The following is a 25,850-nucleotide window of genomic DNA, read 5'->3' as shown; positions in this document are numbered from 1 at the left end:
CCAATGCGCTGGCATGCAAGGGCGTTGTTATCTCTCATGTGGCTAAGGGCACCCGACCCAAAGGCCGGGTTCCACTTTTCAGGATCATGTCCTATTCAGCCGCGACACCGATCCGCATACGCTCCATGTCTTCCAGAGCACGGCGGTATTCGACCGGCATGACTTTCACGAATTTGGGACGATAGCTCTCCCAATTGTCGAGAATATCTTTCGCCCGCGTCGAGCCGGTGTAATGCAGATGATTGGCGATCAGCTGCACCAGACGTTCCTCGTCATGATGGGTCATGTTGGCCGAAACGTCCACACGGCCCTTGTGCATGAGGTCGCCGCCATGGTGATGCAGCTTTTCGAGGATGTCGTCTTCTTCCGGAACCGGTTCCAGTTCGACCATCGCCATGTTGCAGCGCTGGGCGAAATCGCCTTCCTCGTCAAGCACGTAGGCGACGCCGCCCGACATACCGGCCGCAAAGTTGCGACCCGTCTGACCGATAACCACGACGACACCGCCGGTCATGTATTCGCAGCCGTGGTCGCCCACGCCTTCGACAACCGTAACCGCGCCGGAGTTGCGGACGGCGAAACGTTCGCCTGCAACGCCGCGGAAGTAGCACTCGCCTTCAAGCGCACCGTAGAGCACGGTATTGCCGACGATGATGGAGTCCTCGGCAACGATACGCGTGTCTTCCGGTGGACGGATGACGATGCGGCCACCCGAAAGGCCCTTGCCGACATAGTCGTTGCCATCGCCGATCAGCTCGAACGAGACGCCGCGCGCCAGGAACGCACCGAAAGACTGGCCAGCCGTACCGCGGAGCGTAACGGCGATGGTGTCTTCCGGCAGACCCTTGTGGCGGAAGCGCTTGGCAACTTCGCCGGAAAGCATCGCACCGGCAGAACGGTCGACATTCTTGATATCGATGTCGATCTTGACCGGCTGGCGGTCTTCCAGTGCGGGCATAGCCTCGGCAATCAGCTTGCGATCAAGGACATCCTCAATCGGGTGATGCTGACGCTCGGTCCAGTAGATTTCGTGCTTCTCGGCTTCAGGCTTGTAGAAGATGCGGCTGAAATCGAGACCCTTGGCTTTCCAATGGTCGATCATGGCCTGCTTTTCCAGAAACTCGGTCTCGCCGATAATCTGTTCCAGCTTGGTGAAGCCCATCTCGGCAAGCAAGGCACGCACCTCTTCCGCCAGATAGAAGAAGAAATTGATGACGTGTTCCGGCGTCCCCTTGAAGCGCTTGCGCAGAACCGGGTCCTGCGTTGCCACGCCCACCGGGCAGGTGTTCAGATGACACTTGCGCATCATGATGCAACCGGCAGCAATCAGCGGAGCGGTCGAGAAACCGAACTCATCCGCACCGAGCAGCGCGCCAATAATGACGTCGCGACCGGTGCGCAAGCCGCCATCGACCTGCAATGCCACGCGGGAGCGAAGCCCGTTCAGCACCAGCGTCTGGTGGGTTTCGGCAAGGCCAATTTCCCAGGGACTTCCGGCATGTTTCAGCGAGGTAAGCGGCGAAGCGCCCGTACCGCCATCATAACCCGACACGGTGATATGGTCGGCACGCGCCTTGGCAACACCGGCAGCAACCGTGCCCACACCCACTTCCGACACCAGCTTGACCGAGATATCGGCAGCAGGATTGACGTTCTTCAGGTCGTAGATCAGCTGCGCCAGATCTTCGATCGAGTAGATGTCATGGTGCGGCGGCGGCGAAATGAGGCCGACTCCCGGCGTTGAGTGACGGGTCTTGGCGATGGTCGCATCGACCTTGTGTCCCGGCAGCTGACCGCCTTCACCCGGCTTTGCACCCTGCGCAACCTTGATCTGGATCAGATCGGAGTTGACCAGATATTCCGTCGTCACACCGAAACGGCCAGAAGCCACCTGCTTGATGGCAGAGCGTTCCGGGTTCGGCTTGCCATCCGGCAGTGGATAGAAGCGATCCGGCTCCTCACCACCCTCGCCGGTGTTCGATTTGCCGCCAATCGCGTTCATGGCGCGGGCCAGCGTTGTGTGGGCTTCTCTGGAGATTGAGCCGAACGACATTGCCCCTGTCGAGAAACGCTTGACGATTTCCGTCGCCGGTTCGACCTCATCGATGGAAACCGGCTTCAGGCCGCGCTCTTCGGCGAAACGAATATTGAACAGGCCGCGAATGGTCTTTGCCTGCGCCGACTTGGAGTCGAGCATGCGTGTATATTCAGTGAAGGTCTCCGGGTTGGAGGTGCGCACTGCATGCTGCAGTCTGGCGACTGCATCCGGCGACCACAGGTGGGCCTCGCCGCGCATACGGTAGGCATATTCACCGCCAACTTCCAGCGAGGTCAGGAGAACCGGATCGCTGCCGAAAGCGTCGGTGTGGCGACGTACGGTTTCTTCCGCGATTTCATCGAGACCAACGCCTTCAATACTCGTTGCCGTGCCGAAGAAGAACTTGTCGACAAAGCCCGTCTGCAAACCGACGGCATCGAAAATTTGCGCGCCGCAATAGGACTGATAGGTCGAGATGCCCATCTTGGACATGACCTTGAGCATGCCCTTGCCGATGGACTTGATGTAGCGCTTGACCACTTCATCCTCGTCCACTTCCGGCGGGAACTCGCGACGGCGATGCATGTCGAGCAGCGTGTCGAAGGCGAGATAAGGATTAATCGCCTCGGCACCGTAGCCAGCGAGGCAGCAGAAATGATGTATTTCGCGCGGCTCGCCCGATTCCACCACCAGACCTACCGAAGTGCGCAGGCCCTTGCGGATCAGGTGATGGTGCACGGCTGCCGTCGCCAGAAGAGCCGGGATCGGAATGCGATCCGGACCAACCTGACGATCCGACAGGATGACGATGTTGTAGCCACCGTGAACAGCCGCCTCGGCACGGTCACAAAGGCGTTCGATGGCGCCGTGCATACCGGCTGCCCCTTCACCCGTATTGTAGGTGATGTCGAGCGTCTTGGTGTCGAAGCGGTCTTCCGTGTGGCCGATGGAACGAATCTTTTCCAGATCGCCATTGGTCAGGATCGGCTGGCGCACTTCCAGACGCTTGCGGCGTGACGTGCCGACAAGGTCGAAAATATTCGGACGCGGGCCGATGAACGAGACAAGGCTCATCACCAGTTCTTCGCGGATCGGATCGATCGGCGGGTTGGTGACCTGCGCGAAGTTCTGCTTGAAATAGGTGAACAGCATCTTCGACTTGTCGGACATGGCCGAAATCGGCGTATCCGTACCCATCGAACCGATGGCTTCCTGACCGGTCGTGGCCATGGGCGACATCAACAGCTTGGTATCTTCCTGCGTGTAGCCGAAGCTCTGCTGCCGGTCGAGAAGGCTCACATCCTTGCGCAGCGCACGTGGTTCGACCGGATTGAGGTCTTCCAGAATGAGCTGTGTGTTGGCGAGCCACTGCTTGTAAGGGTGCTTTTGCGCGATCTGGGACTTGATTTCCTCGTCCGAAACGATGCGGCCCTCTTCCATATCGATCAGCAGCATGCGGCCTGGCTGGAGACGCCACTTCTTGACGACTTTCTTTTCCTCGACCGGCAAAACACCGGCTTCCGAAGCCAGAATGACGAAATCATCGTCCGTCACGATATAGCGCGCCGGACGCAGGCCGTTGCGGTCGAGCGTCGCGCCAATCTGGCGACCGTCCGTGAAAGCCACCGCTGCCGGACCGTCCCATGGTTCCATCAGTGCTGCATGATATTCATAGAACGCGCGGCGTTCATCCGACATCAGCTTGTTGCCTGACCATGCTTCCGGGATCAGCATCATCATCGCATGGGCAAGGCTGTAGCCGCCCTGGTGCAGGAATTCGAGCGCATTGTCGAAGCAAGCCGTGTCCGACTGGCCTTCGTAGGAAATCGGCCAGAGCTTGGAAATGTCGTTGCCGAACAGTTCCGAGTCCACCGAAGCCTGACGTGCAGCCATCCAGTTGACGTTACCGCGCAGCGTGTTGATTTCGCCGTTATGCGCAACCATGCGGTATGGGTGCGCCAGACGCCAGGACGGGAAGGTGTTGGTGGAGAAGCGCTGATGCACCAGCGCCACCGCGCTTTCGAAACGCGGGTCTTTCAGATCCTGATAATAGGCACCGACCTGATAAGCGAGGAACATGCCCTTGTAGACGACCGTACGCGCCGACATGGACACGACATAGAAGCCCTTATCGTCGCCGTCATTTTCCTGATAGATACGGTTGGAAATGACCTTGCGCAGAACGAACAGACGGCGCTCGAAATCGTCATCCGTCTCCAGCATCGGATTGCGTCCGATGAAGACCTGAACGTGAAACGGTTCGGTTGCGGCAATATCCGGCGCCTTGGAAAGGGACGAATTGTCGACAGGCACTTCGCGCAGGCCGATAAAGGTCTGGCCTTCGGCAGCGATGACTTCCTTGACGATCTCTTCAATATGGGCACGCAATTCTGGATCGCGCGGCATGAACAGATAGCCGACGCCGTAATGACCGGGCTGCGGCAGATCGATGCCCTGGCGCGCCATTTCCTCGCGGAAGAAGCGATCCGGAATCTGCACGAGAATGCCGGCGCCATCGCCCATCAGCGGGTCGGCACCAACCGCACCACGATGGGTGAGGTTTTCCAGCATCTTGAGGCCGTTTTCAACGACCTGATGCGACTTCTTGCCCTTCATATGCGCAATAAAGCCAACGCCGCACGCATCATGTTCGTTGCGCGGATCGTAAAGTCCTTGCGCTGCGGGCAAACCCGCCGCTGTTGTTTTTCGCGTCGTTCGGTTGGGAGCGGTCGTCGCAGCTTTGACCGTTCCGTTCTGTACGTTGTGAGAAACCACATTCGATACAGATGGCGTCAAATGCGTCATCGTCATTCCCTCCGTTTGGCCCTCATCATGAGGTGCGCGATCAGTATATACCGAGATGGTGTGACAACCATCCCGCCGTTGCTTTACGTATAAAGGAAGCCTTATCGACAAGGCGTTGGACGAGGTCCCGGGCGAGCGGCAAAGCCGGTGCGAGGAACGATGTTTAGCGCCTTATTCTCATCAGGCTTGGACAGACGACACTCAGCCCACCAGAAAATGGCGTACTAGAATTCCTCCTGTCGCGGTCGGGGCGCCTGTTACCGCCAGGCTATGTGCCTGCCAGTACGGCGCCTCTTTCTGAAACTTTTCGGAGAGCGTTGTGTCGCTTCCGTCTGCATCAGCGTTTAATTGGACAGTATTGCTGTCCTAATTACGTATGACAGAATTCAAATTGCCTCACAAGATGGAAACGCAATTTTTCTCAGCAGCTTCCGTAATAAAATATCAAAAGCTGTGATTTTACTGGATTTTAATTGCGTTTAGTGGCCATTGCGTCAGTTTGGCGCGCTTTTGCCTGTCCCTTGAATGCCTAAAAAATAGGCATGTTGATGACATTTTTCGCGCAAGCCGGACCTTAACCGCTTCTGTCAGACAGGTTATAGAAACATCGACTGTGCGACAGCCCATTCAACCCATCTGGAGGAACACGTGTATTTTGCGTCAGACAATTGGGCAGGCGCCCACCCGAAAATCGCCGAGAGCCTTTCGTTGCATGCTGCAGGTTTTGCGGCAGCCTATGGCGCAAGCGAACTCGACAAGCGCGTCGAGCAGCGCTTCAACGAATTGTTCGAGCGCGAAGTGGCCGTCTTTTTCGTCGGCACCGGAACGGCCGCCAACTCGCTGGCGCTGGCCAGCGTCAACCGTCCGGGCGGCGTTTCGCTGGTGCATCGCGAAGCGCACGTCATCGAGGATGAATGCGGCGCGCCTGAATATTTCACCGGCGGCGCACGTCTGCATCCGATTGACGGCGCGCATGGCCGCATCGACCCCGAACTTCTCAAGCGCGAACTGAAGCGGTTCAATCCGGCTTTCGTTCATGCTGGGCAGCCCATGGCCGTCAGCATCACGCAGGCGACCGAAGTTGGTACGCTCTACCAGCCCGAACATATCGCCACCATTTCCAAGATCTGCCGCGATGCCGGTCTGCCACTGCATATGGACGGCGCACGCTTTGCCAATGCGCTTGTTTCGCTGGACATGACACCAGCCGAAATGACCTGGAAACAGGGCGTGGACATCGTTTCCTTCGGTGGTACGAAAAACGGCTGCTGGTGCGCCGAAGCATTGGTCTTCATGGACCCGGCCCGCGCCAAGGACCTACCGTTCATCCGCAAACGCGCAGCACAGCTCTTTTCCAAGACACGCTTTGTGGCAGCGCAATTCGATGCTTACCTGCGAGACGATCTCTGGCTGGAACTGGCACGCCACTCCAATGCACTCGCCGCGCGCCTCGCCGGCCATATCAATGCGTCGAGCCAGATGCGCCTTGCCTGGAAGCCGGAAGCCAATGAGGTCTTCGCCATCATGAAACAGTCGGTCTATGACCGTCTGAGCAATGCTGGAGCGATTTTCTACGACTGGAACCCGCCGCATTCGGAAGTGAACCGCATCAGCGACGGCGAAATTTTCGCCCGCTTTGTGACGAGCTTCGCCAACACGGAAGAAGATGTCGACCGGTTCGCCGACTTGATCGCCTGACGCTCTTTCGTATCTGTCAAAATGAAAAAGGCGGCGCTTCAAGCACCGCCTTTTCTTATTCATTCTCAACCAAGCTTAATGCGCGGTTTTCGCCTCGATCTGCTGAGCGCTGTCGGAGCCAGCCTTGGCAACTTCGATCTTGCGCGGTTTCATCTGTTCTGGAATCTCGCGCTTGAGATCGATGTGCAGGAGACCGTTCTTGAGGCTCGCACCGGCGACTTCAACGAAGTCGGCAAGCTGGAAACGGCGCTCGAAAGCACGTGAGGCGATACCACGATAGAGAACTTCACCGATATCGGAAGCATTTTCATCCGCCTTCTGACCCTTGATCGTCAGCAGGTTGCGATGCGCTTCGATTTCGAGTTCACTTTCGGAAAAGCCCGCGACCGCCATGGTGATGCGATAGGTGTTCTCACCCGTGCGCTCGATATTATACGGCGGATAGGACTGGTTACCTTCCGGCGAAGCGAGCGTATCAAGCATGGAGAAGAGCCGATCGAAACCGACCGTGGAACGATAGAGCGGGGAAAAATCTACGTGACGCATGTATTAGCCCTCCTTTAGAGCGACATGATGCTTGTTTCAGCATGATCTGTTCCGAAGAGCGCTGAGCGCATTCGGGACCATACACGGCGGCGAAACTCCCTTATGGCGAATTCCTTGATGCCGGCGGCCCCTTCCAGGCGACCGCAAAACTCATTTGGGAACGGTTCTTTTTCATTTCAAGGCCGCGTGCGTGCGAAGCTTGCGAAACACGGGCTGTCACGCCGCGTAATAACTCCTGATCAATAGGGGCCTACATTTTGGGGGATTCGCCGCACGATGAACCCAAAATGAACATCATCTTTGGCGAGCGTTCAGCCGCTTGGGGCTAATGTCCCACCATGCCTGCTGCAAAGCGGGTTCATTAAAGGATCACGGTTATGAGAAAAGCTGTTCTCGCTTTTGCCGCACTTGCTACCGTCGCGACAGGGATTGCGACACCCACCCTTGCAGCCGATAGCGGCCTGCGCGTTCAGATTCAATATTACGATGATGACGGCTATCGTCCGCCGCGTCCATATCCGGGTCCACGCCCTGATTGGGATGGTGGCCCGGATCGCCGCCCGGGCTGGGGCGACGATTATGGTCGTCGCGACATCATGGGACCGCGTCGTATCGCACGCTCGCTGGAACGCCGCGGCTATGATGTCGGCGACATGCGCCTTAACCGCGACACCTATTTCGTGCGCGCCACAAGGCCGAACGGCCGCCGCGTCATCGTCATGGTCGATGCTTATTCAGGCCGCATTGTCGGTGAACGCCGCCCTGGCGGATACTGAGCACCTTCTTCAAATTTTCTCTACAGACCAGCTGGTGTAACGTCCCTTGCATCGGCTGTTCTTTGAGCCGGAAGTTCGTTCTCGAACTTCCGGTTACTTTTTATCATCAATTGCCCCATTATGCTGGAGCCCCATATCCCAATCTGAAGCAGAAAGGTTCGCAATCGGATGTCGGAACTACTTTTCGAAACCGATGCAAATCCGATTCCGCACGGAATTAAAGCCGGACTGCTTGAAGCGAAGGGCGGCAAGACCCTGCGCTATGCCATTCTGAAAGCCGACGCAAAACCGATACGGGGAACCGTGGTCCTGCTTCAGGGACGTAACGAATTCATCGAAAAATACTTCGAAACCATGACCGATCTGACCGCGCGCGGCTTCACGGTCGTAACTTTCGACTGGCGCGGACAAGGCGGCTCGCACCGGTTGCTGAAGGACCGCCAGCGCGGCTATGTCCGCAGTTTCGAAGACTATTCCGACGATCTCGACCTTATCCTTGACCAGATCGCCTTGCCTGACTGTCCCCCGCCCTTCTACATTCTCGGCCATTCCGCCGGTGCGCTTGTGGCGCTTTCTTCGATGGGCAGACTGACATCGCGCATCAGCCGCATGGTGCTGTGCGCGCCCTTCATGGGGCTTGATGGGCAAAGGCTCAGCGATGACAATGTACGCCGCATCGCCTCCGCCTTTCGATGGCTCGGCCTCGGCCAAGTTTACGCATCCGGCGGACGCAGACTGGCTTCGCGTCCCTTTGCAGGCAATCCGCTGACCAGCGACCCGGCACGCTTCATGCGTAATATGGAAATTCCACGCCTTCACCCGGATCTTGCGCTTGGCGGTCCGACCGCCCGGTGGCTCTGGAGCGCTCTCGAAACGTCTCGGCGCATCAATCAGCCGGATTTCTATAATGGACCCACAGTACCGGTCCTCATCGTTGCCGCTGGCGCAGACCGCGTGGTTTCCACATCGGTGATCGAACGTTTTGTCGCCCGCACGCGCAATGTCTCACTGACGACAATTACCGGCGCACGTCATGAGATGCTTCAGGAAGCCGACTTTTATCGTGAGCAGCTCTGGGCCGCCTTCGATGCCTTCATTCCGGGCTCGTCAGAGGTCGAAACCATGCCGGAGACCATTGAGCCCCTGGCCTCCGGTATTTAGAGCGATTTCGCCTGCGGTAGAAGCATTGAAATCGCTCTAAATGTTTGTTTTTACGCATTATCCGACGCTGAACCGCTTCGCACTTTTGCTGGAAATGCTCTTATCAGCTATTCAGCAAATCAAGCGCTGCCCTGTGCAGTTCAGGAGAAGCAGCTGCCACGACATCGCCGCCCTTTTCCGCCGGGCTGCCATCGCGTTGCGTCACCACACCGCCAGCCTGCTCAATCAGCGGAATGAGAGCGACAATGTCATAGGGCTGGAGACCCGCTTCAACCACGATATCGGCAAAGCCGCTTGCCAGCATGGCGAAGGCATAGCAATCGACCCCATAGCGGGACAGACGCACCGCGCTTTCCAGCCGATCAAATCCCTTGCGGCTTTCACCCTTGAAAAGAGCAGGCGTCGTCGTAAACATCGTTGCATCGGCCAAGGTTGCATTCTTGCGCACCGACAGACGGCGAGGCGCGTCTTCGCCGCCATTACGCGCGAGATAAGCACCATTACCATCGCTGTAGAACAACTCGCCGGTGAAGGGCTGCGACATCATTCCCGCCGTGGCATCGCCATCGACAGTCAGTCCCAAAAGCGTGCCCCAGACCGGCAGGCCGGAAATGAAAGCACGGGTCCCATCAATGGGATCGATGACCCAGACATGGCTGCGGTCAATATTCTCCGGCCCGTATTCTTCCCCAAGAATACCATGGTCGGGAAAAACACTGCCAATAACAGCACGAATCGCACGCTCCGCCGCCCGGTCCGCTTCAGTCACAGGATCGAAACCAACGCTATATTTGTTGTCGATTTCCGTCAGCTGACGAAAACGCGGAAGCGTCTGAGCAGATGCCGCTGCAGCCACTTCGGAAAAAAATGCCTTATCGATCAGCAACCCCGAACTCCTGTTTCCAACACATGGCGCATACTTATGCAAACCATGCTAATTTTGCCTACATAATGAGCATAATGAAATTAGCCCAAAAAATATGCGCATTTTCTTGACGTTACCGCCATTCGGACGTAACTTAAATCCCAGACAGGTTTTCCTGTCGATGCCTTTCGGGGCATTTCCTCCCTAGTCTTTGACCGCGCTCGTATCGTTCGGGCGCGGTTCTTTTTATCTGCGAGAGGCGCTCGTCGGAACGGATTATTCTGCGGCCAGAGGCGGCGCGATAAAGAGATCGTCCGGCAGGGATGTCAGGTCGCTCAGAAACCCATGCAGATCGGCACAGAGCGTTTCGAAACCGGCAAGCTTATGCAGGTTCTGCTCGTTCACATAAAGACTGCGATTGATCTCGATCTGGAGAGCGTGGCAAGCCATGGCAGGCCGCCCGTAATGCTCCGTGATGAACCCGCCAGCATAGGGCTTGTTGTGCGCAACAGTGTAGCCCAGATCCTGCAGCAGATCGATGGCAGCCTGCGTCAGCCTTTCACTGCACGAGCGACCGAAACGATCACCAACGATGAAATCCGGACGCGATCGGACTTCGCCGGGCCGCGCGCCGCCGGGCATCGAATGGCAGTCAATCAGAACCGCATAACCGAAACGCTGACGGGTGGACTGAAGCAGTGCATCAAGCGTCTGGTGGTAAGGCTTGTAGAGGTCTTCGATACGGTAAAATGCTTCGGCGAGCGGAATGCGCCCCGGATAAATCAGCTGACCCTCACCGACCAGACGCGGCACCGTGCCAAGCCCGCCTGCAACGCGCGCCGACTGGCTATTGACGAAAGGCGGCAATGGCTCGGTGAACATGCGCGGATCGAGTTCATAGGCTTCGCGATTCACATCGAGAAACGCACGCGGAAAATGCGCCTTGAGCAAGGGCGCACCGAGCCGCATGGCGGAAGCAAAAAGCTCATCGACATAACAGTCTTCCGAATGACGTATGCTCAAGGCGTCGAGACGCGACAATTCGACGAAAGAATGCGGGTAATAGCGTCCGCTATGCGGTGAATTGAAGACGAACGGAATGCGCTGTTCCGCCGGAGCGCATATCTCGAAGGGCGGTATCAGACTAAAATCGCGCTCCAAACTCATTCTTCACCCGTTTTCGGCCAGAACATCCAGGCCATTCGACGACGATCCACGTCAGTATTATAACAAATTACGTCAGGCGGCCCATGCGTGCAAATGGCTGGCAGCCGAATCTTCCGGCCTTTGCATGGCGTGCATATGCGACAATCCTGTCACACTAAACAGCTTGTTGCCAAATACGCGCCATAACAATTAACATTCGCGCGAGCATTCATTCCATATTTACCAAAGAAGCGTTTTCTACGGTGGATATTGAGTCGTTAAGGGTCAGCTTTTGGGCGATGAACACGACACAGAATTCGGACGGAACAATGAAGAGAATCCTTCTAGCTGAAGATGACAATGATATGCGCCGCTTCCTCGTCAAGGCGTTGGAAAAAGCCGGCTATCACGTGACGCACTTCGACAACGGCGCGAGTGCCTATGAAAGATTGCAGGAAGAGCCTTTCTCCCTTCTGCTGACCGATATTGTCATGCCGGAAATGGACGGCATCGAACTGGCGCGGCGCGCGACAGAAATCGACCCGGATCTGAAGATCATGTTCATTACGGGCTTCGCCGCTGTCGCCCTCAACCCCGATTCGGACGCGCCGCGCGACGCAAAGGTGCTTTCCAAGCCGTTCCACCTGCGTGACCTGGTGAACGAAATAGAAAAAATGCTGATCGCCGCCTGAGGCGATCCCACTGATTTGCGGCCCTTTGTTTTGTCATCAACAAAAAGACGAAAAAACTTCATAAAAGGGCATTGACGGGCGCAACGCGATATGGTGTATGCGCCACATCGAATGGGCGTGTAGCTCAGCGGGAGAGCACTACGTTGACATCGTAGGGGTCACAGGTTCAATCCCTGTCACGCCCACCATTCGATCCCCTTGGAATTATTGCGATAACTTGGCTCGACTGAGCATTGGTTCCAGAACAGGTTTTCAGTCTGGCAACTTAAAAAAGCATGACTGCGCGACGGTGCTTGTATCGGCAAATGCCGATTGCTCAGAGTTTCCTGACATTCATTCTAAAGATCAAAAAAATCTCATCGTCACGTTCGCATAAGACGCCCTGTTTCTTCAAAAAAACCGCATCGTTTTTCCGCCCTCCTGAGCATCAATCTGCTTGGGATGGGATACGCCTGCGATCAGTACGATAACGCCGCCCATTATCCTACAAGCCCAGGGCTACTCGTTCGCCAGAGCGCGTCTGCGCAATCACAGACATATCCGGCTTGCTACCGATAACTGCTTCGATCTGATTCTTGTCCATGAGGCTGAACGCAGTTGCCCAGGTATCGGCTCGCGCTGCATCACGGGCAACCACAGTCACCCGGCGATAAAGTGCCGCTGAGAATCCGGTTTTTGGGTTGAGCAAATGGTTAAACCGTCCGGACTCCTCAAACTGAAAGCCCGTGAAGCTGGATGTCGCGAGCGCCTGATTGCGGATATCAACATACTCTTCGGCAGCAGCTCCGGCTTCCAGATCGGCGATGCCAATGCGCCATGCCGTGCCGTCAGGTCTTGAGCCGAGAGCGCGATACTCCCCCATATCGACCAGTGCATGTTGGGCCGCTGCCCTTTGCAACAATGCCGTCACGCGGTCGGTGACATAGCCCTGCGCAATACCGTTTAGCGTCAGAGACATAGATGGCTTGGAGAATGCAATGCGGTTATCATCGAATAGAACGTGACCGAACCCTACCTTCGCCAGCGCTTCATCCCAAAGCTGTCGCGATGGTCCGTCGGGAGAAGGATGTTCTTGCGAGAAATGCTTTTTCAGACAGTTCCAAAGGGGCTGTACCGTCGGATCGAAAAGGCCGTCGCTGGCCTGCCAGCATTCATGGCAGATACGCAATACCTCGACCAGATCAGGCGAAGGCGATGCCAGCGCCCCATTGCGATTAAGTTCGGCAAGTTCTGAATCTTCACGATAGAGGCTGAAGATGTTCTCCAGCCTTTCCGCTTCTTGAACAACTTCGCGCAGCAACCTTTCGGCAATCGAACGATCCGGATGATAGAGTATGATCTTGGCAGGTGCCCCCATCGCCTGGCCACGCCAGATGATGGGCTCAGGAAGGTCGAGTGAAACTGCGTGTTTTGGAGTGGCCCAGAACACTACTCCAGCCGCACCACCCGCAAGTACAAGCCGACGACTGACACGCTGTCCACCTTCAATGCGCATGGCTTTCGGCTCCAAGATCGGAGGGCCGCACCGACTGACCGCCGAGAACGTAATCCTCCGGTATTTCGGTAAAAGTGCTAATACGGCCGCCCTTTTCCGCAACGAACTTCTCCGCTGCTTCTCGTGTCGAAAACGGTACGGCCTCCTGTGCCCCCATTCCACCGACAGCAGCGCTTTCAATCACGAAAAAGGCTTTGCGCGCATCGACCCAGTTTTCCGCTCCCGGCTCTTCCCAGCTTGGCGCTTTCGCCATATCTGAAACATAGATCGCCGCGATCCCTTTTGGCTCCTCAGGCAGCATCGTAAAGGCGAGCGTATCACGGGCGGAAGAGAACCATACTGCCTCGTTTGTCGGCTCTAGAATAATTTGCCCCTTGGGGCCGGGGTGCTCCAGAACATTCATTCCGCAATATCGGCCCATTGCGCTTTCCGTCAGCGCGAAAGGAGCCATCACGGCATCATTCTTTTCGTCCGGAGAACATCCTGTAAGCAGAACCAGAAACAGGGGAGCAAGAAACAGAGCGCGTTTCATAATTCTTTCCTCGAGAAAACCAGCATGGAAAGGGACAGTGGCAGCATGACCCAGAGGCCGAGCGCTAGCGTCAGAGCTGGAGCCGAGAGTGTAGCGTTACCGGCTATTCCGCCCATGCCAGTTAAAGATCCGGCCTGTCCGAGACCGAAGTTGAGAAGCCGGTAGGAGTCGGCTGGATTGAGAAGAAGCAGACCGTTGAGTATGCCACCGCCAACAATGCGGCCCTGATCGAAAACCAGCAGAGCAAGAAGTGCTGCGTCATAGATCAGCACGAAGAACAGCCAGACGCCGATGGCGATACCTGCTGCCGTGCTTCGCTCCCGCACCAAGGTGCTTGCAAGAAAACCGATGGCGATGAACACGGCTCCCAGCAGGACCGACGAGATAATAAGTTTGAACAGCGACAGCCAGCTTCCAGCATCCACGCCGGCCCCGGTCACGATCAGCGCCACAGCCGCCGCGCCGTACCCGAACAATGTCGCGAAGGACAGAATAGCAAGCTGACCGATGAATTTGCCAAGAACCAGCTGAAACCGGCTTATGGGATAGCTCAGAAGCAGCAGCATCGTGCCGCGTTCCATTTCACCGACGATTGCATCATGCGAAATGAGAAGGGCAATGAGAGGGATGAGAAAGATAGTCAAGCTGGAGAGGCTGACGATCACAACGTCCAGCTTGCTCGCGGCAACCGAACTCCCGGTGGGTGCGCTGCCGAGAAAAGTCATGCTCAAGGCTAATGCCGCAAGCAATAGCGTTGTCGCCAGAACCCAGCGATTGCGCAACCCTTCCTGAATTTCCTTGGAAGCGATTATGAGAATATTGTTCATTCCGCTGCCTCCGCGAGGGCCGCTTCCCCGGCATTGAGGAAGTGGGCGTAAAGTTCGTCCAGCGTCGGCGGAACGAGATCAAGTTCCGTGAGATTGTCGTTCATGGCCACGATTTCACGGACAAGAGCCATCTTGCCTTCCGTCGGAGCTTCCGTTTCAAAGATATCCGGGCCGAGACGATGCCAGCGCAATGCAGCATTGGCGGTTGTCGAAGGCAACCGGGAGACGTCTGGCGTCTGCACCCGTATGCGAAGCGGTAATTGTGAAATCCGGCGCAACGCATCGATGGAGCCATCGGCAATGATCTTGCCCTTGTTCGCGATGATGACGCGCCCGACCTTGGTTTCCAGTTCGGTCAAGGCATGGGATGACATGAGGATTGTCGCGCCTTTGCTCCGCAATTCTTCAAGAACTTCATAGAAGCTCTGCCGCAAGGCGGGGTCGAGACCGGTCGTCGGCTCGTCAAGCAACAGAACGGATGGTTGCCCGAGCAATGCCTGAGCAAGCCCCAGTCGCTGGCGCATCCCCTTCGAATAGGTGCCGACCCGCCTGTTTGCGGCATGGGCAAGGCCGACGCGCTCCAGCAGTTCTACATTTTGGGCAACCGGCATTCTCTTGAGCCGCGCATAGAAGCCGAGCGTTTCCGCTCCAGTCAGCGCCAGATTGAAAGAGACGTGCTCAGGCAGATAGCCAAGCCGCAATCTGGCGGCAAAGGCACCGGTCGCCGGATCCTCGCCCAACACGCGAACCGCGCCCTTGGTCGGGCGGATCAGACCGAGCATGAGCTTTATCATCGTCGTTTTTCCAGCACCATTATGGCCGACCAGCGCAATGCTTTCTCCAGCGTGGAGGCGGAAACTCGCATCGCTGATAGCATTGAACCCGCCATAGGACTTTGTGACCTGATCAAGAATGACAGTCTCAGTCATTTGGTTTTCCTTTCGCCGGATCGGCCGGATGCGGCGGCTTCATAAGGGGATAGCTATCGACGACACCGCCCGGCAAAAGCGCCGGGAACTGGGTCTGTGCCCAGCGGATTGTCTCGATTGCCGGACTATTGATGAGAATTTTTGCCTGTGGCGCAGTCCACAAAACCTTGTCGATCAGATCATTGGGCCGGTAAGGGCTGTCAGCGATACCATCGCCATTGAGATCGAAGGCCGGATTGTCGCTCCAATAATTGCCGCGTCCATTGACCGACCAGTCGAGGTTGCGCGTGCCGACATATTTCACCTGATTGCGGTTGTTGATGAAGGCGTTGCCGCTCATGGCATTGCCCTCGGAACCGGCAGTAAAGTGAATGCCTATGCTGCAGTTCTCGAAACTGTTTTCGGTGAACTTGTTCTTGTTGGCGTTGTAAATGAAAACGCATTTTTCCGGACCGAGCCGCGAGGTTTCGCCCGTCTGGGTTTCCGTCTGGTCGTCCGCAGGAAGACCGTGTTCAGCCTTCTGAACACCGGCATCAAGCCAGCGATCTATCGGTTGCATGCGCCCGATCACGCGATTACCGGAAATGACCGAACTGTTTGCATAATTGAGCAACAAGCCATGATCCCGGTCGCCGTCAGACAGGTTGTCCAGCACCTTGAGACGGTTGGTGTACATGATCGCGAAACCAACCGAATTGTTGCGCGAAACATTGCCGATGACCTGACTGTCATCCGTGTACATGTAATGGACGGCGAACCTGACATTCTCCATCACATTGTCGCGAAAGATATTCTTGCGGCTGGCATTGGTATAGATGCCGTCGCGCCCGTAGCGAATGACGTTGCCGATAACCTGTGCGCCGGGCGCATTCCAGATGGAAACGCCGCTACCGGTTTGGGCCATCCGCACGCCTCGACGGCCAACGATCTCATTGCCGCTCGCGATGGAATTTGCGGCGCCATGCAAATAAATCCCGTAGAGGTTATCGATTAGTCGATTGTTCTCGACGCGTGCGCCCGTGGCGGTTTTGGCCACGAAAACTCCGGAGTTGAGGTCGGGCATGTTATCGCCCGAACCGCGCACTTCCAGCCCGCGCACAATCGCGTCCGGCGCGTTGACCGTTATGGCATTGCCCGAGCCAAGTCCGTCCACAATGGCGCCCTGCTCGCCGGTCAGTTCAATGGCGCGGTCGATCGTAACCGCGCCATTGTGCTTGCCTTTCAGAAGCCGGACGACATCGCCCGGCTCCGCTTTGTCGATAGCCGCCTGTACGCCTTCGCCTGCTACGACATCGATCTGCCGTGCCTGCAAACCGTCGCAAAGAACGACGGTCAGCAGCATTGCGGCACTGAAGGACTGAAACCGGCGGGGGAACCTCATGGCAGTCAGGCCTTCTTCGGTTCCACGAGCATCCGGCCCTTCATTTCCATGTGCATGGCGTGGCAGAACCACGAGCAGTAATACCACCACACGCCCGGCTTGTTGGCCGTGAAGGTGACAGACGCGGTCGCCTGTGGTCCGATCTCCATGTTGACCCCGTAATTGATGATGGCGAAGCCGTGCGTAAGATCTTCGATCTCGTCGATATTGGTGACATACACCGTCACCTCATCGCCCTGCTGGACGGTGAACTCGGTTAGACCGAAGGCTGGCGCGGCAGACGTCATATAAACGCGCACCTTATTGCCATCCCGGATCACCTCATTCGCGTCCATCAGGTCGAGGCCATCGGCTTTCGCCTGAGTGACAGCATCGGCGAAGAATGGATCCTCACGGCTCCAGAAGTTGACGGGATTGATCTTGGAGCGATGAACAATCGTTGCATCGTGCGGTTCGGCAAAACTTGGTCCGTCATGGACAATCACCATCTTCTCACCGGAAATATCGATGAGCTGGTCATTTTCCGGCTTGAGTGGGCCGACATTGAGATAGCGATCCTTGGAGAACTTGTTGAGCGAGATCAGCCACTGACCGTCGGCTTCCTTGGTTTGCCCCATGGAAGTGTGATTGTGACCGGGCTGATAATGCACATCGAGTTTCTGACGGATCGGATCGACCTTTTCACCCTTGAAGGCTCGCTTGGCGTCCTCGATATTCCATTTGCAGATCTGGCTGTCGATGAAGAGCGTTGTATAGGCGTTGCCCTTGCCATCATAAGCCGTATGCAATGGCCCAAGTCCGAGTTCAGGTTCCGCAACCACAGCATCGCGGGGCTTGATCTTGTCGTCGAAAAGCTCATCGAACTTGCGAACGTCGAACACGGTAACGGTCGGCGACAACTTGCCGTTGGCAACCACATGGATACCGTCTGGCGCAGTGTTGATGCCATGCGGGCTGTTCGGCACAGGAATGTAACGCGTATATTTGGAACCGTGACGTCCATCGATGACCGGCACACCGTTGATTTCCTTGAAATCACCCTTGGCAACCGCCTCTTCGATACGCTTCAGGTTGAAGATGACGATCCAGTCCTGCTCGCTCGACATCATTTCGGCGAGCGTCGTACCTTCTTCCGAATTGTAGCAGGTGGCAAAAGCATATTTGCCCTGATAATCGCAGTCGACATTATCCAGATTACCATCGACCATGATCTGCCAGGCAACCTTCATGGTCTCGCCGTCAACGGCCGTGAAGATCGCGTGATATTGCTTGGTATCGGTCAGATTGCTGCCGTCGTTCGGGATCGGCGCGCGATCTTCACCGTTGCAGAAGACATATCCGGTTTTCGGATATTTCTGCACGCGCAAGCCATGCACGGTGTGCTGGTTCGGGAGCTGAATGATCTTGTCGCATTTCATCACATCAAGACGGATGCGGCAGACACGCGTATTGGCCTTGTCGTTGGCGTAGAGATAGCGCCCGTCATAGGTGCCTTCCGTGAAGGACGGGTGCGGGTGGTGCAAGTCACCATTCAGGAAAATGCCCCCGCGATCTTTGAGGAACTCTTGGTCCTGCGGCAGAAGGCCTTCGGTCAGCACCTTAAGGCTTTCATTTGTCTGGCCCCAGCCGGTCGCGCTATCGCGATTGAACACCGGAATGCGCATCAGTTCGCGCATTGATGGCAAGCCGACAATACGGACCTCACCGCTCTGACCGCTGGAAAAGAAGACGTAATATTCGTCCAGTTCTCCGGGCTTCACCTCCGCACTGTGGCCAGCACCGCCGGCAGCTGCTATTGCCGGTTCGGTTGAACCTGCAAACAGCGCGCCACCAAGACCACTTGCGCCGGCAGCAGCCACAAAGGCTGACGAGCCGAGCAGCTGTCTTCGACTAAGCTGCGTTTTTTTGGTTTCTTCAGACATGCTTCTCTCCTTTAGAAAAGTCAGACAGCAGGACCGGTATCGGCAATGCCTTCAACCGGTTTTCCTTTGACTGAGATGACGGGTCTGGCCGGTCCACCGCCACGTTCGGCAGCCGCTGCGAGGGGGGCATTGCGGGCTGCGAATTTTTCACGCTTCACGCGCACCTGGATCATGTGCGGGCAGCGCTGGTCGTCGTGATAGAGTTCCTGACAATGCATGCAGTAAATGCATTCATTGACATTGATCTGCCCCTCCGGATGGATCGCCTCGACCGGGCATTCCTTGGCACAACGGTGGCAGGGCGAACCGCATTCCGGCCAACGTTTCAGCCATTCGAACATGCGGATGCGTCCGGGGATGGCGAGAGCCGCGCCGAGCGGGCACATATAACGGCAGTAGAAGCGCTCGATGAACAGGCCTGCAGTCAGAAGTGTCAGCGCATAAATGACGAACGGCCACTCACGTGCGAATTTGAGAATTATCGAGGTCTTGAATGGTTCGACTTCTGCAAACACTTCCGCCAGAGCGACCGAATAGAGCGACAACCCAAACAGGCCGAGGAAGATCATGTATTTGAGAGGCCAGAGGCGTTCGTGCAGTCCCCATGGAAGCTTGACCTGCGGCACCTTCAGCCATTGGGCGAGATTATTGGTAAGTTCTTGCAGGGCGCCAAACGGGCACAGCCAGCCGCAGAAGGGGCCACGCCCCCAGAACAGCAGCCCCGCCGCCACCGATGCCCACAGAATGAAGATCAGCGGCGATGTCAGGAAGAATTCCCAGTTAAAGCGGGTAATCAGGGAGTTGGTGAAGGTCAGGACGTTGACGACCGACAATTGTGCATTGTTGTAGAAACCGAGCCAGACAAGGATGAACAGAAGATAGCTGCGCCGCAGCCAGGTGAAGAAGCGCGGATGCCTGACCAGACTGTTCTGGAAGAAGAAGATGCCGACAAGAACCGTTATGGCAAAAGCGGTGATGACCACATTGGCACGATTCATCTCCCACATCCGGACCCAGAGCGGATTGCCCTCGCCCAGAATGTCGGCTGCATTGGCTTCGCCGACCGGTTGCGGCTGACGCGGTGCATCTGCAGTCGTTGCTGCAGGCTGCGCGGGAGCTGGTTCCGGCTGCTTCGCCAGATATTTTTCCGGCAAACTGTAGCCGAGATCGTAACTGATATTGGCCTTGTCCCGCGCACCGAAACCGCGCTGTACCAGAAGCTGCAGATCCCACGGTTCCGTCACGTCGAAGGCAAACCCGTCAGGCACCTCGAACAGTGCTATCTCGCGCAGACGCGGTGCGCCTTCGGCCATGATATCGCCGATACGGGTATGGTTCTTGTCGCGGAAACGTACGCCCTGCCCGTCCTGCATCAACTCGATGCGGTCAAAGATACCGCCGCGCACATATCCGGAGCCTTTGAAAGAATAGGCTCCGTCGCCCGCAACCAGGATCGCCTGACGTCCTGGCTTCAGCCGCTTTTGCAAGCGTTCGAAGCCATCCTTGCCAAGCAGGCTGATACCGATCGACGGCACCGAGACTGGCGCAACATAAAGTTCGATGAATTCGTCTTCAGGGTTGGTTGTTTCGGGGTTTTCGGCGGCACGATCATGTTTGGCGTCACGGAATGCCTGTGTAACGTCACCAACCGACAGTTTCAGGCTGCGGACCGAACCGTCACCGATCAGTGCCTGCCAGTCCTGCTCATCACGGATCTCCAGATCAACCGTGCGCTGCGCATCGGCTGCGGCGACCTGCACAGGCGCGTTGCCAAGACGCCCGCTGCGGACAAGCCCAACGGCAGAGCGAACGACACTGTCTCCCATGACGAGCACAGTAACCGTGGCGCCGCTAACGATTTCCACCTGCGGAGGCTTGTTCTTGCCAGCCGCGACAGCACTCATGTCACTATCGACCAGCGAGTTCAGCGCAGCCACAACCTTGGCTTCGGGAATGCCGATCAGCACGATCGGCTCTTTGTGGTCTACAAGTTTTATGCCGCGTATGACGCCTTTGGTATCAATGCCGACGACGATATGGATGGGTTTGCCGGAATAACCGATGGAACTGGTGAAGTCAGAATTCAAATAAACATAACCGATCACCTCGCCCCGCTTCATCAGTGGTGCGATTGGCGGCTCACCCTGCGGCTTGCCGATAGCATCGGCCTCTTTGAAGAGCGCGCTTGCCTCAACCTTGGGAAGGTATTTTCCCAGATCAGCGGCGGATGCTGTGGTCTGCCAGCAGAGCGCCAGAACCATCGCCGCCAACGCGACGACCCTGGCGGCTTCTAGTAAAAATGAAAATGGCTGACTGACACTTGGAAAACCCTGTTCCGGCAGTCGGAAAGCTGGAGCGACCACACGGCCCAATAATGCTATTTTCACGTCCAACCTGCATTTGCTCTGCTATTATTTGCGAGCATGTCTTTCGGTTGGAAACTATCGGATCAGACAGAGAGTTCATTGATTTGGAACAAATACAATAAGAAATCACCCAACAACACGACAAGCAGAAATCCAACGTGTTAAAGGCTTGCCGACACCAAGCCGGGCAAAGCATCCGAACGCGGCTTTCTAGAATCCTGCTATGAACCTAAGGTATCTCGCCGCGCAGATGGCTCGACAGGAAGCCCAGATTGTCCTGTCCCCAATAAACTTCATCTTCATAGATGTAGGTTGGAAATCCGAATACGCCCTTTTCGACGGCAATCTCGCGATCATTTCGCCATTTTCCCTGGACGTCCTCGTCCTGCTCCCGTGACAGGAGATAGGCCCCGTCGAAGCCTGCGGTGTCAGCCACCGCGCGGCGGACATTCGGTTGCCCTATATCCTTCGCTTCTTCCCAGAAGGCATGTTGCAGCGCCCGCACCAGCTGCAACCAGTTCTCGCCGTCAAGATAGACGGCGATCACCAAAAAGGAAGCAGACGTCGGGTCGCCGAGTGCCGGGCGATTTTCCACCAGCAAAGGTTTACCACGAAACTTCGCCCATCGTTTCAGATCACACGTGCCGTAGGCACGGCGCGCATCGGGACGGTTTCTGGCGAATATTCCGCCATTCTCCTCGATGACAGTCGCCAGATGAGGCTTGATTTCAACCAGATGTCTTGAGGACAGCTCCTCCAACGTATCCAGCCCGAGATATGACCACGGCGATCCGATGGAGAAGAAATATTCGACAGTTTTGGGCACTTTCGATCCTTCAGTTACAGGGAAACAATATTCGGCTCAGTTGAACTTCGGCAGTCCCGGCGGGTTTGTTTCGGATCGGGGAAGCGCTTCTTCCTCCAGCTGCCAGCGCTCGAGAATTCTGGCATAGGCTCCATCCTCGATCAGACCATTGGTAGCTACCGTCAGTGCATCGGCCAGACCGCTCCCCTTGCGGGTTGTGATCGCGACATCGGAACGATCCGGCCAACCTGCGCTCAATGTTCCGACCCGCTTGATATTCTTGTCACGCGCTGCAATGAAAACGAGCTGCGCATGTGGCTGCACAATCACGTCGGCCCGTCCTGACCGGAGCGCAAGCAGGCTTGCGGCTTCATCGTCGTAATATTGCAATTCAATCGGTTTCAGACCGGCGGCAACGTTTTCCTCGCTCCATTTGACGAGAATGCGCTCCTGATTTGTCCCCGCACCTACAATGATGCGCAAACCCGCAGCATCCTTCGGTTCCTTAATAGAGGTGACCGGACTGTCCGACTTGACGAAGAACCCGTGCAGACCCTGCCGATAAGTCGAAAAGTCGAACTTTTCCTTGCGTTCCTCGGTCACGCCAACGTTTGAAATGACGGCATCATACTTGCCGGAAGCCAGCCCCAGCGGCCAGTCGATCCACGCCACCGGAACGAGCTCCAGCTGCAGGCCCAGACTTTCAGCGATCGCAGAAGCATATTCCGGATCGGCGCCGACGACCGTTCGCGCATCAGTGGCATAAGTCGCCAGAGGCGGGCCACCGGGAGCCACGGCCACGGTAAATTTACCCGGCGCAACGAATTTGAAGTCAGCGGGAATGGCTGTGGCAGCCGTCTCATTCTTCTTCGTATGAATACGACCCGGTTGCTCCGGAGAAAGGTCGAAACCGTCTCCTGCCACGGCCGTCAGAACCGGAAATGCCACCCATGCAAGGGCCGCGATCAACAGAGCTCCTGCTCTCATGTAAATTTTCTCCAGTATCACAGAAATATGCGGGTCAGTTCGCGTCCCCTCAAACCGACCCGCCCCTCACCTTTCAACTCACGAGCCGCTCTTCGGCAGTCCCTGCGGGTTGGTTTTGGCTTCGGTGATTGCTTCCGGTCCAAGATTCCAGGTTTCCAGAACCTTCTGATATGCCCCGCTTGCGATCAAATCATTCAGGACATCGGTCAGCGGCTGGGCAAGGCCACTTCCCTTGCGCGTCGTGACGGCAATTTCAGCCGTAATCGGCCAGCCCCCGCTCACAGTGCCGACCAGCTTCGTCTTGCCGTTAATGCCTGCAGAGTAAGCTTGCGTCGCATTTACGCTGAAAACGGCGTCGGCGCGTCCGCTCTGGACGGCGAGATCCTTGACCGCATCATCATCGTAATACTGCACCTCAACGGCTTTCAGACCGGCAGCTACGTTCTGGCGGTCCCATTCCAGCAGGATTTTTTCCTGATTGGTGCCCGCATCTGTGATGACCTTGAGACCGGCAATATCTTTCGGAGACTTGATCTCGCCGATCTCGCTGTCGGATTTCACATAGAAGCCAAGCTCATCCTTGCGATAGGTGGAGAAATCGAATTTCTCCTTACGTTCTTCCGTCACCGTCACATTCGAAATCACTGCATCGAACTTGCCAGAGGAAAGACCCAGCGGCCAGTCAGCCCATGCGACAGAAACCAGTTCCAGCTGGAGGCCCAGACTATCGGCGATGATCTGCGCCAGATCGACGTCGTAACCGATGACGGTCTTGGAATCCGACGCATAGTCATGCAGTGGCAGATGTCCGCTGGTGCTTATGCCGATAGTCAGAACGCCGTCCTTGACGAACTTGAAGTTCCTGATTTCCTCGACACGCTTGGCGATCTTCTCGACGCGCAGCCGGTTCGGCTGTTCCGGGCTGAGATCGAATTTCCCCTCGCTGCGTGCGGCACCGGAACCAAGCAACCCAATAGCGATAACTCCGGCGGTCCAGTAACCCGCTTTTCTGATAAATGTCATTTCCCGTCTCCTTGTTGTGTCGGTTCTTCCAGCACCGGTTCAAAGAACCTTGGCCAGAAATTCACGTGTGCGCGGATGCTGCGCGTCGTTGAAAATGCGGGATGGCGGACCGGTCTCTACAATCTGCCCGGCTTCCATAAAGACAACCGTGTCGGCAACTTCACGCGCAAAGCCGGTCTCATGAGTAACGATCACAAGGGTAGTGCCAGTACGGGCAAGTTCCTTGATGACGTCGAGCACCTCACCGACCAGTTCCGGATCAAGCGCCGAAGTCGGTTCGTCGAACAGGATGACCTTCGGACGAAGCGCCAATGCCCGCGCTATCGCCACGCGCTGCTGCTGCCCTCCGGACAATTGACGCGGATAGGCTTCAACCTTGTCACTGAGGCCGACACGCGCCAGCAGATCGAGCGCCAATCGGACCGCTGCATCGCGAGCAAGACCGCGTACCTGGATCGGCGCTTCGATGATGTTTTCAAGAACCGTCATGTGCGGAAAGAGATTGAAGTTCTGGAACACCATCGCAATATCGGCACGGCGTTTGAGAATGTCCTTTTCCTTCAACTCATAGAGCGTGTCTCCGTCCTGGCGATAACCGACCAGCGCGCCATCAACGGAAATGAAGCCTGCATCCACACGCTCCAGATGATTGATCGAGCGCAGCAGCGTGGACTTACCGGAGCCGGACGGGCCGAGAATTGCCGTCACACTGCCTGCCGGAAGGGACAATTCCACATGGTTCAGCACCGTGTTCGGGCCGAAGCGCTTGGAAATATCGTGGATATGAATAGGTGCGCCTGCAGACACTGTGCCGACATCGCGGAAACCCGCGACCGGAACCCTCTTGTGCACTTGTCCCGACAACTTCGAGGTCAGCGGCAAGGAGCGCTTGTAGCGATTGAAGAATGCCTGGAATGGCAGGGGAACCGGATTGCGAACCGCACCCTTGGCGAAATAACGCTCGATATAATACTGCGCCACCGAAAGCACGGTCATGATGACCAGATACCAGACCGTCGCGACCATCAGCAGTGGAATGACTTCCAAATTGCGCCGGTAGATCACCTGAACTGTGTAGAACAGCTCCGGCAAGGCGAGCACATAGACCATGGAAGTGCCCTTGGCGAGACCGATGATCTCGTTGAAACCCGTCGGAAGGATGGAACGCATGGCTTGTGGCAGAACAATTCGCAAGGCTTGACGGTTGCGCGGCAGGCCAAGCGCGGCAGCAGCTTCATGTTGACCCTGATCGACGGAGAGAATGCCGCCGCGTACGATTTCGGCGAAGAAGGCTGACTGGTTGAGGGTCAGGCCGAGAAAGGCAGCTGCAAACGGTGTCAGCAATTGTACCGTCGGGTAATCGAACAATACGCGATCTGTGAAAGGCACACTCAGCGTGATGTTCGCATAGAGGTAACCGAGATTGTTCAGGATAAGCAGCAATACGATCAGCGGTATGGAACGCAACAACCATATATAACCCCAGGAAAGGCCTGAAAGCAGCGGCGACCTCGATACACGGGCTAAGGCCAGCAGCGTGCCGAGAATGGAACCTGATACAGCCGCGAGTGCTGTCAGCAGCAGCGTCCGCCCGAGGCCGACGAGCACCGGTTCGGCAAAGAACCATTCAGCAAAAACGTTCCAGCCCCACTGCGGATTGGTAAAGATCGAATAGAGCACAAGCCCGATCACGAGGGCCGCGAACACACTACCCACAAAGCGTGCTGGATGCTTTGCCGGAACGATCCTGTAGCGCGAATAGTCCTGCTTGCGCTCCACGGGGCGGGTTGCAATCTGCACGTTTGAGAATTCTGTCGTTACTGCCATCTGGTCATTCCTTGGCCTTCAGCCCTGTG

At 56.5% G+C, this 25,850-nt stretch carries 19 protein-coding genes and 1 tRNA gene; 5 read left to right on the top strand and 15 right to left on the bottom strand.

What is annotated here, in order from left to right:
• Positions 1-91: 91 nt before the first annotated feature.
• Positions 92-4,843, bottom strand: a complete 4,752-nt coding sequence (gene gltB / locus FG152_RS16300) for a glutamate synthase large subunit (protein ID WP_010660662.1) — start codon at positions 4,841-4,843, stop codon at positions 92-94.
• A 648-nt stretch (positions 4,844-5,491) separates the two neighbouring features.
• Between gltB and FG152_RS16295 the strand changes: the two genes are divergently transcribed.
• Positions 5,492-6,541 carry a threonine aldolase family protein gene (locus FG152_RS16295; RefSeq protein ID WP_010660661.1) on the top strand — a complete coding sequence of 350 codons (1,050 nt, stop codon included), beginning with the start codon at positions 5,492-5,494 and terminating at the stop codon, positions 6,539-6,541.
• Between the two features lie 75 nt (positions 6,542-6,616).
• Here FG152_RS16295 and FG152_RS16290 read toward each other — a convergent pair whose 3' ends face one another.
• Positions 6,617-7,087 carry an Hsp20 family protein gene (locus FG152_RS16290; protein ID WP_010660660.1) on the bottom strand — a complete coding sequence of 157 codons (471 nt, stop codon included), beginning with the start codon at positions 7,085-7,087 and terminating at the stop codon, positions 6,617-6,619.
• A 377-nt stretch (positions 7,088-7,464) separates the two neighbouring features.
• Between FG152_RS16290 and FG152_RS16285 the strand changes: the two genes are divergently transcribed.
• Both FG152_RS16285 and FG152_RS16280 read left to right on the top strand, forming a co-directional pair.
• Positions 7,465-7,863 carry a hypothetical protein gene (locus FG152_RS16285; protein WP_010660659.1) on the top strand — a complete coding sequence of 133 codons (399 nt, stop codon included), beginning with the start codon at positions 7,465-7,467 and terminating at the stop codon, positions 7,861-7,863.
• 168 nt (positions 7,864-8,031) lie between these two features.
• Entirely contained in the window at positions 8,032-9,024 is a 993-nt protein-coding gene (locus FG152_RS16280; RefSeq protein ID WP_012093569.1) for an alpha/beta fold hydrolase, read from the top strand.
• A 103-nt stretch (positions 9,025-9,127) separates the two neighbouring features.
• Here FG152_RS16280 and hisN read toward each other — a convergent pair whose 3' ends face one another.
• A complete protein-coding gene (hisN, locus tag FG152_RS16275; RefSeq protein WP_010660657.1) occupies positions 9,128-9,910 on the bottom strand; it encodes a histidinol-phosphatase in 783 nt (260 codons plus the stop codon).
• A 255-nt stretch (positions 9,911-10,165) separates the two neighbouring features.
• Positions 10,166-11,056, bottom strand: a complete 891-nt coding sequence (locus tag FG152_RS16270) for an N-formylglutamate amidohydrolase (RefSeq protein WP_010660656.1) — start codon at positions 11,054-11,056, stop codon at positions 10,166-10,168.
• Positions 11,057-11,364: 308 nt separating this feature from the next.
• Between FG152_RS16270 and cpdR the strand changes: the two genes are divergently transcribed.
• Both cpdR and FG152_RS16260 read left to right on the top strand, forming a co-directional pair.
• Positions 11,365-11,727, top strand: a complete 363-nt coding sequence (gene cpdR, locus FG152_RS16265) for a cell cycle two-component system response regulator CpdR (RefSeq protein WP_002966536.1) — start codon at positions 11,365-11,367, stop codon at positions 11,725-11,727.
• 113 nt (positions 11,728-11,840) lie between these two features.
• Positions 11,841-11,915 (top strand) — tRNA-Val (locus FG152_RS16260).
• A 296-nt stretch (positions 11,916-12,211) separates the two neighbouring features.
• On the opposite strand, the gene FG152_RS16255 is transcribed toward FG152_RS16260, so the two are convergent.
• From FG152_RS16255 to FG152_RS16205, 11 genes are all read right to left on the bottom strand, one after another.
• On the bottom strand, positions 12,212-13,222 hold the full coding sequence (locus tag FG152_RS16255; protein WP_010660655.1) for an FAD:protein FMN transferase: 1,011 nt from the start codon (positions 13,220-13,222) through the stop codon (positions 12,212-12,214).
• Positions 13,212-13,754 (bottom strand): nitrous oxide reductase accessory protein NosL, encoded by a 543-nt coding sequence (locus tag FG152_RS16250; protein WP_010660654.1) that lies wholly within the window; start codon positions 13,752-13,754, stop codon positions 13,212-13,214. The genes FG152_RS16255 and FG152_RS16250 overlap by 11 nt, the downstream gene beginning before the upstream one ends.
• Positions 13,751-14,581: a DUF2705 family protein gene (locus FG152_RS16245; protein WP_010660653.1), complete on the bottom strand. Its 831-nt coding sequence runs from the start codon at positions 14,579-14,581 to the stop codon at positions 13,751-13,753. Before FG152_RS16245 ends, FG152_RS16250 begins: the two co-directional genes overlap by 4 nt.
• Complete coding sequence (locus FG152_RS16240; protein WP_010660652.1) at positions 14,578-15,510, bottom strand: ABC transporter ATP-binding protein; 933 nt, start codon at positions 15,508-15,510, stop codon at positions 14,578-14,580. Before FG152_RS16240 ends, FG152_RS16245 begins: the two co-directional genes overlap by 4 nt.
• On the bottom strand, positions 15,503-16,891 hold the full coding sequence (locus FG152_RS16235; RefSeq protein WP_010660651.1) for a nitrous oxide reductase family maturation protein NosD: 1,389 nt from the start codon (positions 16,889-16,891) through the stop codon (positions 15,503-15,505). Before FG152_RS16235 ends, FG152_RS16240 begins: the two co-directional genes overlap by 8 nt.
• Positions 16,892-16,896: 5 nt before the next feature.
• Complete coding sequence (gene nosZ, locus FG152_RS16230) at positions 16,897-18,813, bottom strand: TAT-dependent nitrous-oxide reductase (RefSeq protein WP_010660650.1); 1,917 nt, start codon at positions 18,811-18,813, stop codon at positions 16,897-16,899.
• A 20-nt stretch (positions 18,814-18,833) separates the two neighbouring features.
• Positions 18,834-21,074 (bottom strand): regulatory protein NosR, encoded by a 2,241-nt coding sequence (locus FG152_RS16225; protein ID WP_036563909.1) that lies wholly within the window; start codon positions 21,072-21,074, stop codon positions 18,834-18,836.
• 334 nt (positions 21,075-21,408) lie between these two features.
• The gene (locus FG152_RS16220) at positions 21,409-22,005 is read right to left on the bottom strand and encodes a 2-hydroxychromene-2-carboxylate isomerase (RefSeq protein WP_010660648.1); all 597 of its coding nucleotides are present in this window, start codon (positions 22,003-22,005) and stop codon (positions 21,409-21,411) included.
• Between the two features lie 36 nt (positions 22,006-22,041).
• Positions 22,042-22,971 carry an ABC transporter substrate-binding protein gene (locus FG152_RS16215; RefSeq protein WP_010660647.1) on the bottom strand — a complete coding sequence of 310 codons (930 nt, stop codon included), beginning with the start codon at positions 22,969-22,971 and terminating at the stop codon, positions 22,042-22,044.
• 78 nt (positions 22,972-23,049) lie between these two features.
• Positions 23,050-23,994, bottom strand: a complete 945-nt coding sequence (locus tag FG152_RS16210; RefSeq protein WP_010660646.1) for an ABC transporter substrate-binding protein — start codon at positions 23,992-23,994, stop codon at positions 23,050-23,052.
• A gap of 39 nt (positions 23,995-24,033) precedes the next feature.
• The gene (locus FG152_RS16205; protein ID WP_010660645.1) at positions 24,034-25,821 is read right to left on the bottom strand and encodes an amino acid ABC transporter permease/ATP-binding protein; all 1,788 of its coding nucleotides are present in this window, start codon (positions 25,819-25,821) and stop codon (positions 24,034-24,036) included.
• Positions 25,822-25,850 lie beyond the last annotated feature (29 nt).

This window comes from Ochrobactrum sp. XJ1 (genome assembly GCF_024701725.1).
In the GTDB taxonomy this organism is placed as follows: Bacteria; Pseudomonadota; Alphaproteobacteria; order Rhizobiales; family Rhizobiaceae; genus Brucella; species Brucella anthropi.
The sequence above is the reverse complement of the archived record's forward strand: the minus strand, read 5'-3'. Positions and strand labels throughout refer to the sequence as shown.

Bases quoted from the DNA above. Each gene is read 5' to 3' on its own strand.
- gltB (WP_010660662.1), bottom strand. From the start codon at position 4,843: ATGACGCATTTGACGCCATCTGTATCGAATGTGGTTTCTCACAACGTA.
- FG152_RS16290 (WP_010660660.1), bottom strand. From the start codon at position 7,087: ATGCGTCACGTAGATTTTTCCCCGCTCTATCGTTCCACGGTCGGTTTC.
- FG152_RS16285 (WP_010660659.1), top strand. From the start codon at position 7,465: ATGAGAAAAGCTGTTCTCGCTTTTGCCGCACTTGCTACCGTCGCGACA.
- FG152_RS16280 (WP_012093569.1), top strand. From the start codon at position 8,032: ATGTCGGAACTACTTTTCGAAACCGATGCAAATCCGATTCCGCACGGA.
- FG152_RS16270 (WP_010660656.1), bottom strand. From the start codon at position 11,056: ATGAGTTTGGAGCGCGATTTTAGTCTGATACCGCCCTTCGAGATATGC.
- cpdR (WP_002966536.1), top strand. From the start codon at position 11,365: ATGAAGAGAATCCTTCTAGCTGAAGATGACAATGATATGCGCCGCTTC.
- FG152_RS16255 (WP_010660655.1), bottom strand. From the start codon at position 13,222: ATGCGCATTGAAGGTGGACAGCGTGTCAGTCGTCGGCTTGTACTTGCG.
- FG152_RS16250 (WP_010660654.1), bottom strand. From the start codon at position 13,754: ATGAAACGCGCTCTGTTTCTTGCTCCCCTGTTTCTGGTTCTGCTTACA.
- FG152_RS16245 (WP_010660653.1), bottom strand. From the start codon at position 14,581: ATGAACAATATTCTCATAATCGCTTCCAAGGAAATTCAGGAAGGGTTG.
- FG152_RS16240 (WP_010660652.1), bottom strand. From the start codon at position 15,510: ATGACTGAGACTGTCATTCTTGATCAGGTCACAAAGTCCTATGGCGGG.
- FG152_RS16235 (WP_010660651.1), bottom strand. From the start codon at position 16,891: ATGAGGTTCCCCCGCCGGTTTCAGTCCTTCAGTGCCGCAATGCTGCTG.
- nosZ (WP_010660650.1), bottom strand. From the start codon at position 18,813: ATGTCTGAAGAAACCAAAAAAACGCAGCTTAGTCGAAGACAGCTGCTC.
- FG152_RS16225 (WP_036563909.1), bottom strand. From the start codon at position 21,074: ATGGTTCTGGCGCTCTGCTGGCAGACCACAGCATCCGCCGCTGATCTG.
- FG152_RS16215 (WP_010660647.1), bottom strand. From the start codon at position 22,971: ATGAGAGCAGGAGCTCTGTTGATCGCGGCCCTTGCATGGGTGGCATTT.
- FG152_RS16210 (WP_010660646.1), bottom strand. From the start codon at position 23,994: ATGACATTTATCAGAAAAGCGGGTTACTGGACCGCCGGAGTTATCGCT.
- FG152_RS16205 (WP_010660645.1), bottom strand. From the start codon at position 25,821: ATGGCAGTAACGACAGAATTCTCAAACGTGCAGATTGCAACCCGCCCC.